The sequence below is a fragment of the Sphingobacterium faecale genome (assembly GCF_016746095.1).
Taxonomy (GTDB): Bacteria; Bacteroidota; Bacteroidia; order Sphingobacteriales; family Sphingobacteriaceae; genus Sphingobacterium; species Sphingobacterium faecale.
Window position 1 is genome coordinate 12091 of sequence record NZ_JAERTY010000005.1, and the last position, 14812, is coordinate 26902.

The 14812-nt window shown below is 42.5% G+C and carries 10 protein-coding genes; 9 read left to right on the top strand and 1 reads right to left on the bottom strand.

Features of this window, described 5'->3' with window-relative positions:
- Nucleotides 1-66 precede the first annotated feature (66 nt).
- A complete protein-coding gene (locus JKG61_RS10090) occupies nt 67-2298 on the top strand; it encodes a transglycosylase domain-containing protein (protein WP_394371084.1) in 2232 nt (743 codons plus the stop codon).
- A gap of 39 nt (nt 2299-2337) precedes the next feature.
- Nucleotides 2338-5472 (top strand): basic secretory protein-like protein, encoded by a 3135-nt coding sequence (locus tag JKG61_RS10095; protein WP_202102858.1) that lies wholly within the window; start codon nt 2338-2340, stop codon nt 5470-5472.
- Between the two features lie 143 nt (nt 5473-5615).
- On the opposite strand, the gene JKG61_RS10100 is transcribed toward JKG61_RS10095, so the two are convergent.
- A complete protein-coding gene (locus JKG61_RS10100) occupies nt 5616-5951 on the bottom strand; it encodes a GIY-YIG nuclease family protein (protein ID WP_202102859.1) in 336 nt (111 codons plus the stop codon).
- 104 nt (nt 5952-6055) lie between these two features.
- On the opposite strand from JKG61_RS10100, the gene JKG61_RS10105 reads away from it, so the two are divergent.
- The 7 genes from JKG61_RS10105 to JKG61_RS10135 all read left to right on the top strand — a co-directional run bounded on the left by JKG61_RS10105 (nt 6056) and on the right by JKG61_RS10135 (nt 14810).
- Nucleotides 6056-6835 carry an XRE family transcriptional regulator gene (locus tag JKG61_RS10105; RefSeq protein ID WP_202102860.1) on the top strand — a complete coding sequence of 260 codons (780 nt, stop codon included), beginning with the start codon at nt 6056-6058 and terminating at the stop codon, nt 6833-6835.
- A 165-nt stretch (nt 6836-7000) separates the two neighbouring features.
- Nucleotides 7001-7465 (top strand): ribosome assembly cofactor RimP, encoded by a 465-nt coding sequence (rimP, locus tag JKG61_RS10110; RefSeq protein WP_202102861.1) that lies wholly within the window; start codon nt 7001-7003, stop codon nt 7463-7465.
- A gap of 2 nt (nt 7466-7467) precedes the next feature.
- Complete coding sequence (gene nusA / locus JKG61_RS10115; protein ID WP_202102862.1) at nt 7468-8706, top strand: transcription termination factor NusA; 1239 nt, start codon at nt 7468-7470, stop codon at nt 8704-8706.
- A gap of 107 nt (nt 8707-8813) precedes the next feature.
- Complete coding sequence (infB, locus tag JKG61_RS10120) at nt 8814-11909, top strand: translation initiation factor IF-2 (RefSeq protein WP_202102863.1); 3096 nt, start codon at nt 8814-8816, stop codon at nt 11907-11909.
- A gap of 127 nt (nt 11910-12036) precedes the next feature.
- Nucleotides 12037-13080, top strand: a complete 1044-nt coding sequence (locus tag JKG61_RS10125; RefSeq protein ID WP_202102864.1) for a ferredoxin--NADP reductase — start codon at nt 12037-12039, stop codon at nt 13078-13080.
- Nucleotides 13081-13126: 46 nt separating this feature from the next.
- Nucleotides 13127-14005, top strand: a complete 879-nt coding sequence (locus tag JKG61_RS10130; RefSeq protein ID WP_202102865.1) for a hypothetical protein — start codon at nt 13127-13129, stop codon at nt 14003-14005.
- Complete coding sequence (locus JKG61_RS10135) at nt 13995-14810, top strand: alpha/beta hydrolase (RefSeq protein ID WP_202102866.1); 816 nt, start codon at nt 13995-13997, stop codon at nt 14808-14810. Before JKG61_RS10130 ends, JKG61_RS10135 begins: the two co-directional genes overlap by 11 nt.
- The last annotated feature ends 2 nt before the right edge of the window (nt 14811-14812 follow it).

Genomic DNA, 14812 nt, shown 5'->3' on the forward strand with positions numbered 1-14812 from the left:
ACCTGCGCGGTACAGCTTAATTTCTTAGGTCTATTCGGATATTCCCCAACAAAAAATGATATTGTAATGCCTACGCTCAATGTGGCATCGGAGGTGTATACGGCCGATTCGGTACTGATCGGGCGTTATTTTGAGGAGGATAGGGATCCTGTGCCGTTTGACAGCATTTCAGAACACGTATTGGACGCATTGATAGCTACCGAAGATATCCGTTTTTATAAACATAACGGAGTCGATTTTATGGGACTGGTCTCGGGCGCAATATCGACTTTGAAGGGAGATCCTAGGGGCGCTAGTACAATAACACAGCAGCTGGCAAAAAATCTTTTTAAAACCCGTTATACCAATGCACAGGGCTATCTGAGCAAAGTACCGGGGCTGAATATATTGATCACGAAATATAAAGAGTGGATGACGGCTTATAAGCTGGAGACCAGATATAGCAAAAAAGACATCATTACGATGTACCTGAATACGGTATCGTTCAGTAATAATGCTTATGGGATAAAGTCGGCATCTATACGCTATTTTAATAAGCAACCGAAAAACCTGAATGTAAACGAAAGTGCCTTACTGGTGGGAATGCTGAAGGGGACAACCATATACAACCCTATCCGTAACCCTAAAAATGCAATGCAGCGACGAAATGTTGTATTGGCCCAGATGGGAAAATCTGGGTACCTGACGGAAGCTGAAGTAAAAGGGCTGTCCAGAGATTCGCTGAAGCTGGATCTGAATTATAAGGACAATATCGATGGTAATGATTCTTATATCCGGTCGGCGGTAGAGCGGTGGCTGGAAAAATGGAGTCAGGATAATGAGATCGATATCTATAAGGCTGGACTGAAGATCTATACCACGATAGATTCGCGGATGCAAAAAATAGCAGAAAAAGTGGTGGCCGAACGTATGGAAGAATTGCAAAGACGGCTGAAGAATACCTGGGGAAGTGAGGAGCCGTGGCGGGATAAAGAGGGAAAGGTTATTCCGGAGTTTTTGGAAAACCATGCGAGAAAGCTACCGATATACGCAAGTTTAATGCAAAAGTATCATAACAATGAAGATAGCGTCTTTAGAGACCTGCAGGTAAAGAAAGAAATGGAAGTCTTTACATGGCAGGGGATGGAGAAGGTTAAGTATTCTACGATGGATTCGCTAAAACATTATTTGATGATGCTGAATACGGGTATGATGGCGATGAATCCTTACGACGGGGAGATTAAGGTATGGGTCGGAGGGATTAATCATGAGTATTACAAATTTGACCATGTAAACCAGGCTAAAAGACAGGCCGGCTCTACGTTCAAGCCATTTGCTTATATGGCGGCCCTGGAATCGGGTATGTCTCCCTGTGACAAATTTACGGATAAGCCGGTGAAGATCGAGTTTACCAATAAGAAGGGGGAGCATGAAATATGGGAACCTAAAAATGCAGATTGGAGTGTCTCCTATCGGGAGATGTCGTTGCGCTGGGCTATGGCCAGGTCGCTTAATACCATTACAGCACAGGTGACTGAGGCTGTCGGATGGGATAAGGTCGTCGATGTGGCGCATCTATGCGGTATCGAGAGTAAATTAGAATCTGTGCCTTCTGTAGGGTTGGGGTCGAATGATGTCTCGGTGCTGGAGATGGTAAAGGGCTATTCCACATTTATGAACGCCGGTAAGAAAACGGATCCTATTTTGGTTTCGAAAATTGTAGGTATGGATGGTAATGTCATCGCTACGTTCAAATCGGAACAGAAACAAGTGATCAGTCCGGAAAATGCCTGGTTGATGACGTATATGCTGCGGGGCACCGTGGAAGAACCGGGAGGAACATCGCAGGCGCTGTGGGAATGGGACTTGTTTAAAAACGAAAATGAGATAGGAGGGAAAACCGGAACATCATCCGACTATGTGGATGGTTGGTATATGGGGGTGACGAAAGACCTGGTCGCCGGTGTGTGGGTCGGTTGTGATGAACAAAGTATACATTTTAAGAATTCGGCGACCGGAGAGGGCTCTAAAACAGCATTGCCTATCTATGCGTTGTTTATGGAGGAATTGTATAAACATCCGGAACTGGGGGTAACATTTGGCAGGTTTCCTGAATCTACTGTCGAGATCAAGAAGGATTATCGCTGTCCTAGTCCACGTATACGGGTGGAACAGCCGGTAGATAGTGTAGAAACACCCGATAGCCCGGAAGATGAGGCGCTGCTATTGCCAGAGCTAGAAGAGGTGAAACCGGTACAGCGGGAGTTGGATATGCAACGGAATAATACGCAGGAAAATAGAAGTGATAATTTACCTTAATTATTTATAAATTTACTGAATTATAGATTGTACGGAATTATGAATGGAATTATGCGATACCTCGCCAAATTAGCTTTGACATGCTGTATACTGCTCTTGTTTGGCATGTCTGTCCAGGCGCAGTATTTTGGACAGAATAAAATGCGCTATAAGAAGCTTAATTTTAAAGTGTATGATACACCACACTTTAATCTTTACTATTATTCTAAAAATGATAGTTTGGTTCGTTGGTTGGCCAAAGAGTCTGAGGTGTGGTATGAGCTTCATCAGCAGGTTTTTCAGGATACATTCTCCCGCAAAAATCCTATTATTGTTTATAATAATCACCCCGAATTTCAGCAGACTACGGCTATTTCGGGCGAGATCAGCGTAGGTACCGGTGGGGTTACCGAAGCTTTCAAACAGCGTGTGGTGATGCCTGTCATGCAGATCAATCAGCAGACCAGGCATGTATTGGGGCATGAGATGGTGCACGCTTTTCAGTATAGGGTGCTTATGGAAGGGACGGATTCGACCCGGCTAGAGAATATCGGCAATATACCGCTATGGATGGTGGAGGGAATGGCCGAATATTTTTCTATTGGCAAGAAGGATGCTTTTACATCGATGTGGATGCGTGATGCGTATGTCAACAATGATATTCCGTCTTTAAAGCAGATGACGGAGCAATCGTACAATTATTTTCCCTACCGCTATGGGCAGGCTTTTTGGTCTTATATAGGTTCGACGTATGGCGATACGGTTATTATGCCGCTATTTATTGAAACGGCTAAATATGGTTATGATTATGCGATGAGAAGAGTATTCGGTTATGATGCACAGACGGTCTCTACACTATGGAAAAATAGTATGGAGAATATGTACCGGGGACTGGGTAAAGATACAGCTTCAAGACCGATAGGTATCTCGCTGCTGAATAGTTCGAACGCAGGAAATATGAATGTGTCGCCGACGATATCCCCGGATGGTAGGTATGTGGCCTATCTGTCTGAAAAAGATATGTTCAGCATTGATCTGTTTCTTGCCGATGCCCATACGGGTAAGATGATCCGCAAACTGGGAAGTAAACTGACGAGCAAAGATATTGATGAGTTTAGTTTTCTGGAGTCTGCCGGTTCTTTTTCTCCGGATAGCAAGAAATTTGCGTTTTCTGTTTTTAGTGAAGGAAAGAGTAAGTTGATGACGGTGGACGTCGAAACGGGCAATACATTGTCGGTGCAGGCTATGGGGGATATCGTGGAGTTTGCTAATATTGCCTGGTCTCCTGATGGAGAGACTTTAGCGTTTTCGGGGTTGAGTAATGGACATTCGGATCTGTATACGTACAATTTAAATTCTAAAAAAGTAACGCAGCTGACGAATGATGTATATTCGGACTTTCAGCCGAGTTATTCGAGAGATGGCAAGTATATTGTTTTTAGTACGGACCGGATAGCGCTACAGAGTAACAGTAAAGATGTGGATATCCCGATGAATCTGGCCATATTGACACTGGCAACCGGAGAAATTAAAAATATTCAGGTATTCCCGGGGGCTAATAACCTGAATCCTCACTTTTCATCCAATGGTCAGGAAATCTACTTTCTGTCGAATGGAGATGGCTTTCGTAATATGTACCGCTATCTTATCGCATCGGGCACAGTGGAACGGTTGACGGATTATTTTACAGGTATTTCGGGAATAACGGAGTACTCGCCTGCGATGAGTATTTCGAGTAATGATGAGATTGTTTATTCTTATTTTAAGAAGGGCAAGTATGACGTATACAAAGCGAAAAGTGCCGATTTCGAGCCTGTAGCGGTAGATGGTACAACGAGTGATTTTACGGCTGCTATGTTGCCTCCTCTGGTAAATAGAGGGGTAAATGTGGTCAATACCAACCTGCGTAATTTTAACGTATTTGGGCGTATAGATGATGATCAGATTAATAATATCGCGTATACCCCTAAATTTAAACTGGATTACCTAGCAAACAGCGGCGTGGGCATGTCAGTAGGGTCACGCTACGGGGCGGGTATATCGACGGGTATCCAAGGGATGTTTTCGGATATCCTGGGGTACAATCAGATTTTTGCCGCCTTAAACATCAACGGGGAGATTTATGATTTTGGAGGACAGGTGGCCTATATCAACCAGCGTAGCCGTATCAACTGGGGAGGGGCACTGTCGCATATACCGTATATGTCGGGCTATAACCTGTATGAGATGGAGGATTTTGGCAGAGGAGAGGAGCTGTCCTTAAATACTTATCTGGTGCGTAATTTTCAGACGCAGGCAGAGGCCTTTGTGGCATTCCCATTCAATCGTCACCATAGGGTAGAGACGGGTGCTGCGATATCCAGACACAGTTACAGGGTGGATAAATGGAGACAGAGTTATTATTATGGTTATGGGGACCGCCAGAAAATATCTAATGAAGAAGCAGAGAAGCTTGGATTCAGGAGTCTAAAGCCCTTTACTATTCAACAGTTGAATGCTGGTTTTGTAGGGGATAATGCGGTGTTTGGTATAGCAGCACCTCTTCAGGGATTTAGATACCGTATTGGGGCGGAACAATATTTTGGCGATTATTCTTTTACGGCCTGGAATGTGGATCTGCGGAAATATCATCGGATCAAACCGGTGACGGTAGCCGGACGGTTGTACTCGTATATGCGTACCGGAAAAGATGAAGATGCGCTGTATCCGTTGTATATCGGATATCCGTATATGCTAAGGGGGTATGAAACCGGGAATTTTGACGCTTCGGGTAAGGTTAATTTTTCGGACCTGATGGGGTCGCGTATGGCAATAGCTAATCTGGAATTGCGTCTGCCGTTTACAGGACCGGAGAAACTCGCTGTGGTAAAATCGGGATTCTTATTCTCAGATCTTAACTTCTTTATAGATGGCGGGGTAGCTTGGCGTGGCGGAGATAGAATAAAATGGGATAAAACCGATGCCGATAAGGTGCCAGCTGTGGATGGACAGGGAAATCCTGTTATAAATCCAGAAACTGGACAGCAGGTAATGGAATATGACAAAAATGTAAGGGTACCGGTATTCAGTGCCGGAGTATCGCTGCGTGTAAATCTATTCGGCGCAATGATATTGGAGCCATACTATGCTATACCATTCCAAAAGACGCGTTCTAAATTCGGAACATTCGGATTAAACTTTGCGCCGGGTTGGTAGTCTATACCTATAACATATGCGATATATGTTGAGGTTGTTAAGGGGGCGTTGTTTAGGCTTAGGTTTAAACAACGCCTTTTTTTATGGTGTCTGCACCTGTACAGTAAAGTTAAAATCGCCATCTCCATATTGCTGTCTAGAGATTAGTTGACCTGGGTTCTTAGCTGCAAAACCTGCATTGCTGCTTGCTGTTGGGGCGCAGCGAAAGAAATGTTCAGCCAGTTTGGATTGTGTTTTCGGATCAAGCGTTCTTTTTGCATGCGGGTGAAGTGGGTAAGCTCCATCAGGCGCTTTTGCGCGCTCTCAAAAGAAGTAAATTCTTCTACATGTACAATACGGTTGAACTTAGGCAGTTTGCCTGTATGACGGAGGGAGTGGAACTGTAGATTGGCAGATTGTGCAATTAAATCCTGTGTATAAGCTGCCTCTACATAGGCTCTATTAGGGTCTGTTGCGATGTAAATCAGGTGTTTTTTCATGCGATATACTAAATTATTTGGTGGTGAATATATTTTTTACTAATTTTATTGGCACAATAATACTAATAAATTTAGTTTTCAAAGAAAATATTTAAAAATACTTTATGTCAAACATTTCATCAAACCTCCGGTTTTTAAGAAAAAGGAGTAAGTTAACACAGCAGCAATTTGCTGATGTGATGGAGATTAAACGTGCTTCGGTAGGGGCGTATGAAGAAGATCGGGCAGAACCTAAATATGAACTGCTAAAAAAAATAGCGGAGTATTATGATCTGTCCATGGACGAATTGGTCAATGAGCAGATCGATGAGAAATGGAAACCTGTCCCTAAGAGTAATGCCTCTAATCTAAGGGTGCTAAGTGTTACCGTAGATGGGGATGATAAAGAGAATATCGAACTGGTGCCTACTAAAGCGAGCGCTGGCTACCTGAACGGTTATGGGGATCCGGAGTTTGTGAAGGAGTTGCCCCGGTTTTCATTGCCGATCTTTAAACAAGGTACCTATCGTGCTTTTGAAATAAAGGGTGACTCGATGTTGCCGCTTCCGACAGGATCGATTGTGGTAGCAGAGTATGTAGAAAACTGGCACGATATTAAACCCGGTCAGACCTATGTCGTCGTGTCTAAGAATGATGGCGTGGTCTATAAACGGATTGCATTTAAATATAAGGATGATAAAGGATTGAAATTATTGTCGGACAATAAAGTCTATGAGCCATACTGGGTGCCGGCGGATGAAGTACTGGAGATATGGAAAGCGAAAGCTTATATCTCGACGGAGTTTCCTGAACCCAATAGTGAGCCGACCATGGAGTCGCTGACCGCTATGATGGCCCAGATGCAAAAGACGATCAGTGCTGTTGTCGATACCAAAAAACCGTAGCTTAATAAAAGAATAAATATGTGGAGAAAGGCTGTGCATGGAGAAGGACGTGAAAAAATATAGAAGGGGCTTGTGTTTTTCAAAAAAAAGCACTACTTTTGTACTATCTGAAAGGAAGGGGGCATGTATTTGCCCCCTTTTTTAATTGATTTTTAAAATTAATGTATGCAGGTCGAACAACGTGTAAAAGAACTGGTAGAAGAAAAAATTGCGGATAGAGCGGATCTCTTTATTGTCCGTATCAAAATGCTGAATAATGGGGTTTTGGAAATTCTGTTGGATGGTGATGAGGGGATTTCTATCGAGGACTGCGTGGCTGTAAGCAGGCATGTGGGCTTTCATCTGGAAGAAGAGAATGTTATAGAAAAGGCATACCGGCTGGAGGTTTCTTCTCCAGGTATTGACGCGGGATTGTTATTGCCAAGGCAATATGTAAAAAATGTAGGCCGCAATGTCCGTGTTAAGTTGGACGATGGGACCAAACGTGAAGGTAAACTGATCAGTGCGACCGAGTCGGAAGTAATAATTGAAGAGAAAACAAAAGAAAAAGGAAAGAAGGCTGAAACAAACGAAGTCATATTTTCAATGGATAAAATAACAGAAACAAAGGTGTTAATTTCATTTAATTAAAAATGAGCAGCAATATTAATTTGATTGACTCTTTTCAGGAGTTTAAAGAGTTCAAAAATATCGACCGTCCAACGGTAATTACAGTATTAGAAGAAGTATTCCGCAGCATGATCCGCAAGCGTTTTGGTACGGATGAGAATGTTGACGTTATTGTGAATCCGGATAATGGGGATTTGGAAATGTGGAGAACACGTGTGGTGATGGAGGATGGATTTTCGGAAGATGATGACTTGGAAATCGAATTAGCTGAAGCACACCAGTTTGATCCGGATCTGGAAGTTGGTGATGATTATATCGAACAGATTACGTTAGAAAGTTTTGGCCGACGTGCTATCCTGGCTGCCCGTCAGACTTTGGTGTCCAAAGTATTGGAGCTGGAGAAAGATGAGGTCTTTAAGAAGTATAAAGACCGTGAGGGTGAGCTGGTAATCGGAGAGGTGTATCAGATCTGGAAGAAAGAGATTTTGGTGTTGGATGAAGATGGTAATGAGTTGATCTTGCCTAAGACGGAACAGATCCCTGCCGATTATTTCAAAAAAGGGGATAGCATCCGTGCCGTAGTCTATAAGGTGGATATGATGAACAGTAATCCAAAGATTATTATTTCGCGTACCGCACCTGAGTTCTTACAGCGTTTGTTTGAACTGGAAGTACCTGAGATTTTTGACGGTTTGATTACTATTAAGAAGATTGTACGTGAACCAGGAGAACGTGCTAAGGTAGCTGTAGAGTCTTATGATGACCGTATCGATCCGGTGGGTGCCTGTGTGGGTATGAAAGGATCCCGTATACATGGTATCGTACGTGAATTGCGTAATGAAAATATTGACGTGATTAACTTTACGACGAATCATTCGTTGTATATCACGCGTGCATTGAGTCCGGCACGTATTTCTTCGATCAAAATTGATGAAGATGACAAGACGGCAGCGGTGTACCTAAAACCAGATCAGGTGTCGTTGGCAATCGGTCGTGGTGGGCACAATATCAAGTTGGCAGGTAAGCTTACAGGATATGAAATCGATGTGTACAGAGAAAATGACGAAGTAGAGGAAGATGTGGATATTGAAGAATTCTCAGATGAAATCGATGGCTGGATCATTGATGAGTTAAAACGTGTAGGACTGGATAGTGCCAAGTCTGTATTGTCTTTATCACTCGAAGAATTGATAAGACGCACAGACTTAGAAGAAGATACTATTCAAGAGATAGTACGCATTTTGCAGTCGGAGTTTGAATAAGCTTCGATTGCCCATACGGATATTACATATTAAATGTAAATATTTGTTAATTGCGAGTAAAAAAAACATATTTTTGTAGTAACAGATTTTTAGAGGTTAATAAATAGATGACAGAAGGTAAAAGCATAAACTTACTCAAAGCAGCAAAGGAACTTAATATTGGTATAGGTACTGCAGTGGAATTTTTAAGTAAAAAGGGTTTTGACGTGGAAGCAAAACCTACGACAAAATTAACTGCAGATATGTATGGCGTTCTTTCGCGTGAATTTCAAGGTGATAAAATCGCAAAGGATGAAGCGAAGCAGATCGTTATAGGTAAAATTCGCCGTGATGAAACTCCTTTGGGCGGAAGTGCAACTGTACCTCAAGATTCTACAAACCCTAAAAAAGAAGATCGTGCAGAAGACGTAGAAGAGATCCTGATAAAAAATGTATCTACTTCGGCTCCCGTGGAAAAAGAAGCTCCTGTTGAAAAAGAGGAGACGGTGCAACCGGCAAAGCAGGAGGAAAGTACGGGTAGTGGACACCTTAAGGTAGTGGGTAAGATTGATCTTGATAGCTTAAATAAGGGCAAAGGAAAGAGGAAGGAAGAGGAAGTGGCGAAGCCTGAAGTGAAAGCTGAACCCGTAAAAGAGGTTGTGAAGGAAGAACCTAAGGAAGTGAAGGAACCAACCCCTGAGGTCGTGAAACCAGAAGTAAAAAAAGAAGAGGTAGCTCCTGTAGCGCCACCACCCCCGGTTGTAGAGAAGAAAGAGGTCGAGAAGCGGGTTGAAGAGGTAAAGCCTGTGGTCGAGAAACCTGAACATAAAGTTGAAGTTAAAAAGGAAGAAATAAAGGTGGAAAATAAACCTATTATAGAATCTAAATCAACGGAAGAGCATAGTGAAGTGATTCGCGCGCGCTCAGAGAAGTTGGAAGGACCAAAGGTTATCGGTAAAATAGAATTACCAACCTTTAAGCCAAAGGAAAAACCTGTCGCTTCGTCGTCTAATGCTAATCAAGACAACAAACGGAAGCGTAAGCGAACCCATAAACCGGGATCGCCGATTTCTCCAAATGAACAGGCGGGACAACAGGGTGGAAATACCCAAGGTGGACATCAGGGACAACACCGTCAAGGTGGTTTCCAGCAAGGAGGCGGTCAGGGACAACACCGTCAAGGTGGTTTCCAACAAGGAGGTGGCCCACGCGGTAACAATAACAACCGCCCTGGTGGCAACAATGCCGGAAGAGGTAAGTTTGATCCTAGAAATAGAGGAGCAAGACAAGATGCTCCTAAAGAGGAACTGACAGAGAAAGAAATTCAAGATCAGATCAAAGCAACACTTGCTCGTTTGAGTGGTGCTGGTAAATCAGGTAAATTTGCGCAACGTGCAAAATTAAGAAGACAGAAACGTGACGATGTGGCTTTGTCGGCAGAGGAAGCAGCATTAGAACAAGAAATGATGGCTAATATATTGCGCGTTACCGAGTTTGTAACGGCAAATGAGTTAGCTAATTTAATGGATGTGCCGGTCACTAAAGTAATTGGTACATGTATGAGTCTGGGCATGTTCGTGTCTATCAACCAACGTCTGGATGCTGAAACATTGACTATCGTAGCGGATGAATTTGGCTACCAGATCGAGTTTATTAAGCCTGAAGATGAGGAAACTACAGAGCTTGAAGAACCAGATAACGAAGCTAATCTGATCTCCCGTGCGCCGATCGTGACTGTAATGGGACACGTCGACCATGGTAAAACATCGTTATTGGATTATGTCCGTAAAGCGAATGTAACTAAAGGTGAAGCCGGAGGGATTACGCAGCACATAGGTGCTTATGCGGTAAGCTTAGAGGATGGTCGCAAGATTACGTTCTTGGATACACCGGGTCACGAGGCGTTTACAGCGATGCGTGCCCGTGGTGCTAAGGTAACGGATATCGTTATTATTGTAATTGCGGCGGATGACGCGGTGATGCCTCAAACAAAAGAAGCTATCAACCACGCACAGGCTGCTGGAGCTCCAATTGTATTTGCATTTACGAAAGTGGATAAGCCACATGCTAATGCGGATAGAATCCGTGAACAGTTGTCGGCAATGAATATCTTAGTGGAGGACTGGGGCGGTAAGTTTCAGGCACAGGAGATTTCTGCAAAAACAGGAGAAAATGTAGATCTGTTATTGGAAAAAGTATTGTTGGAAGCAGAGATGCTCGAACTTAAAGCGGATCCTAAGAAACGTGCAGTAGGTTCAGTAATTGAAGCGGCTCTGGATAAAGGACGTGGTATTGTCACTACGGTGATGGTACAAAGCGGTACGCTGCGTGTAGGAGATGCTATCTTAGCAGGATCACACTCCGGTAAAGTGAAAGCATTGACCAATGAACGTGGTGAACGTGTAAAAGAAGCGGGACCTTCGGTGCCGGTTCAGATTTTAGGTATGTCCGGAGCGCCGACTGCTGGTGATAAGCTGTATGTCATGGAGAGTGAATCTGAAGCGCGTATCGTCGCAAATAAACGCTTGCAGTTGCAGCGTGAGCAAGGTATGCGTGCTACGAAACATATTACCTTGGATGAGATCGGTCGTCGTCTGGCAATCGGTAACTTTAAGGAACTTAATATTATCGTTAAGGGTGACGTGGATGGATCTATCGAGGCACTATCTGACTCTTTATTAAAGCTATCTACAGACGAAATACAGGTAAATATTATCCACAAATCGGTGGGTGCTATCTCGGAGTCCGACGTATTATTGGCTTCTGCTTCGGATGCTGTGATCATCGGTTTCCAGGTAAGACCTACGCAGAATGCGCGTAAACTTGCCGAGAACGAGCAGATTGATATCCGTCTGTACTCGATTATCTACGATGCGATCGAAGAACTGAAATCCGCAATGGAAGGTATGTTAGAGCCTAAGTTTGAAGAGAAAATTGTAGCGGAAGTAGAAATCCGTGAGACTTTCAAAATCACTAAGGTCGGTACGATTGCAGGATGTATGGTCACGACGGGTAAAATCGCTAGAAATAATGATATCCGCATAATCCGTGATGGTGTAGTGGTACACACCGGTAGATTGGCTTCGTTGAAACGCTTTAAAGATGATGTGAAAGAAGTAACACATGGCTACGAATGTGGTCTTCAGATTGACAAGTATAACGATATACAAGTTGGTGACATCGTAGAAGCATACGAACAGGTTGAAGTAAAACGTAAATTGTAATTTACAGGAACAAATATTAGAATCCCGGTCAGCAATGATCGGGATTTTTTATTTCTATAGAAAGTTTTAATGGCTTATCATAACTATTTATTTGATTTAGATTTTTTAAGACTTTATCTTTAGCACTATGTATAAGTTCAGGATATCGGATATTATCAAACATCCCAATAATAATATTTCTATTCGCTTTCAAGACCTTTCGGGTTCCTTTCCGACGTATAAGGCGGGGCAGTTTTTGACACTATGTTTTCAATTTGGCGAGCGGGAAGTACGTAGATCCTATTCCTTCAGTAGTTCGCCCGATGTAGATGAACTTTATGAGGTGACTGTAAAACGCGTAGACAATGGTGAAATATCGCGGCTGCTGCATCATAATACAGCAGTAGGCGACGTAATCGATGTCATCGATCCGCAGGGACTTTTTGTATATGAGCCTGATAGAGACATTAGGCGGACTGTGTTTTTGTTTGGTGCGGGAGTGGGAGTGACGCCGTTATTTTCGATTCTGAAAACGGCATTGACCCAAGAGCGGTACACTAAAGTAGTGCTTATCTACAGCAATAGTAGTAAAGAGTCTACTTTGTTTTATGATGAGCTACTTCAATGGCAGGAGAAATATCCAGATCGGCTGAAGATTGAATTTATCTGGTCGAATAAGAAGAATCTACTAAAAGCGAGGTTAAATAGGGAATACCTGATCGAACTGGTCAATGCAAATCTAGAGAGCGGAGTAAAGCCTGTATTCTACACTTGTGGACCTCTGTTTTACATGGATCTCTGTCGCTTTACACTGTTGGGCATGGGATTTCCGGATGAGACTATCAGGAAAGAGACGTTTCACTTTCCTGAAGAGGAAGAAGATGAGGATGAGAAAGAGGAGGAACCAGTAGACATGACACCGTACGATATTATATTGAAATTTAACGGACAATCTTATCCCATGACTATTCCTTATAATAAAAGTGTCTTGGATGTAGGCTTGGAGCACAAATTGAAATTGCCCTATTCTTGTAAGTCCGGAATGTGCAGTACTTGTATATCTCAGGTGCATGAAGGCGCTGTTAGAATGGATTATAACGAAATATTGACGGACCGCGAAGTCGGAAACGGAAGATGCCTAATCTGTACATCACACCCTATGGAAGATGGAACAATAATCGAAGTATTGTAACATAATGACCGATCGGACGACATATAATCAGTAAATGGTATACAGGATGAATAGAGCAATGAGGCATGTGTACTTCGCATTATCAGTCCTATGTTTTTGTATGGCTACTGCTAATGGGCAAGACATTAAAAAAATGGGGAAGCTCAAGAGCCCAAAGCTGACTGAAGTGTCGGGTATAGTCTCTTCTTACACGGATAGTAACCTGTTTTGGGTGCATAATGACAGTGGAGATGAAGCGAATATTTATCTGATTGATACGCTGGCCGATCTGAAAGTTACAGTACACCTGGAGGGAATTAATGTGGTAGACGCGGAGGATATTGCATCTTTGATGATTGACGGTGTGCCTTATCTGCTATTGGCAGATATGGGAAATAACTTAAGAAAAAGGGATACGCTATCACTTTTTTTATTTAAGGAGCCGGTTTTTGATAAAGATAGGAGGTCTCATGTGGTTGCTCGAGAGGATATTATGGAGATTAGGTTCAGATATAAAGATAAAAGAAGAGATGCAGAAGCGCTATTTGTGGATCCCATTGATAATATGATTTATATTATTTCGAAGCGGGACTTTAGGTCTACGTTGTTCAGAATGTCTTTTTCTGAGGCTAAAGCGGGATCTGTGCTAGTGTTGCCGCCCTTGATGCAGCTTCCGCTGACTTTTGCTACAGGAGCAGATATACGGCAAGATGGCGGATATATTATAGTGAAAAATTTAGTAGCTGTATTTTTGTGGAAACGCGAACCAAACCAAGATATTATCTCTGCATTAAGCCAACCTTATCAGCAAATTCTTTACAAACCAGAACCTCAGGGGGAGGCAATTTGCTTTGATAGGAATAAGAATTTTTTTTATACCATTTCTGAACGCCCTTTTGGCTTAGAATCTTATCTTTATAAATATAAGTATAAATATGAAAATTAACATTTTGAACTACTTTTTGGTGGCTACTCTCTTTATTGTAGGCTTCCAGGCTAAGGCTGCTCAGGTAGATACCGTAGAGATTTTCTCTAACAGTATGGGGAAGAAAATAAAGGCAGTAATTGTATTTCCTGAAAATCACAAAAAACCAGTCCCCACATTATATCTATTGCATGGTTATTCTGGGAATTATGCTAACTGGGTTAATAAGGTACCTTATATTAAGACGCTGGTCGATAGATATAATTATGCGATTGTATGTCCTGATGGAGGATATGGTAGTTGGTATTGGGATATAGAAGGAGATAAGAATAATCAATATGAAACATTTGTCAGTAAGGAACTTGTAGCGTATGTCGAATCACAGTATGCAGTCTGTCAGAATAGAGAAAGCAGGGCAATTAGTGGTTTGAGCATGGGCGGACACGGTGCATTATATGTCGGTATACGTCATCAGGATGTGTATGGTGCGATAGGAAGTACAGCTGGAGGAGTCGATTTCAGACCATTTCCAAATAGCTGGGAAATTATTGAACGATTGGGTACTTATAGCGAAAATAAAGAAGTGTGGGATAAACATGTGGTCATGGAGATGTTGCATGAAATAAAGCCAAACAATCTGAAGCTTTTTATAGATTGTGGCACAGATGATTTTTTCTATAACGTGAATAGGACGTTACATGAGAAAATGACTTATCTGAACATACCTCATACGTTTGTATCGATGCCCGGTAAACATAACTGGGATTATTGGAGTCAATCTATATCATTGCAGATGGCATTCTTTGATCAGTTTTTTAGAAATTAACT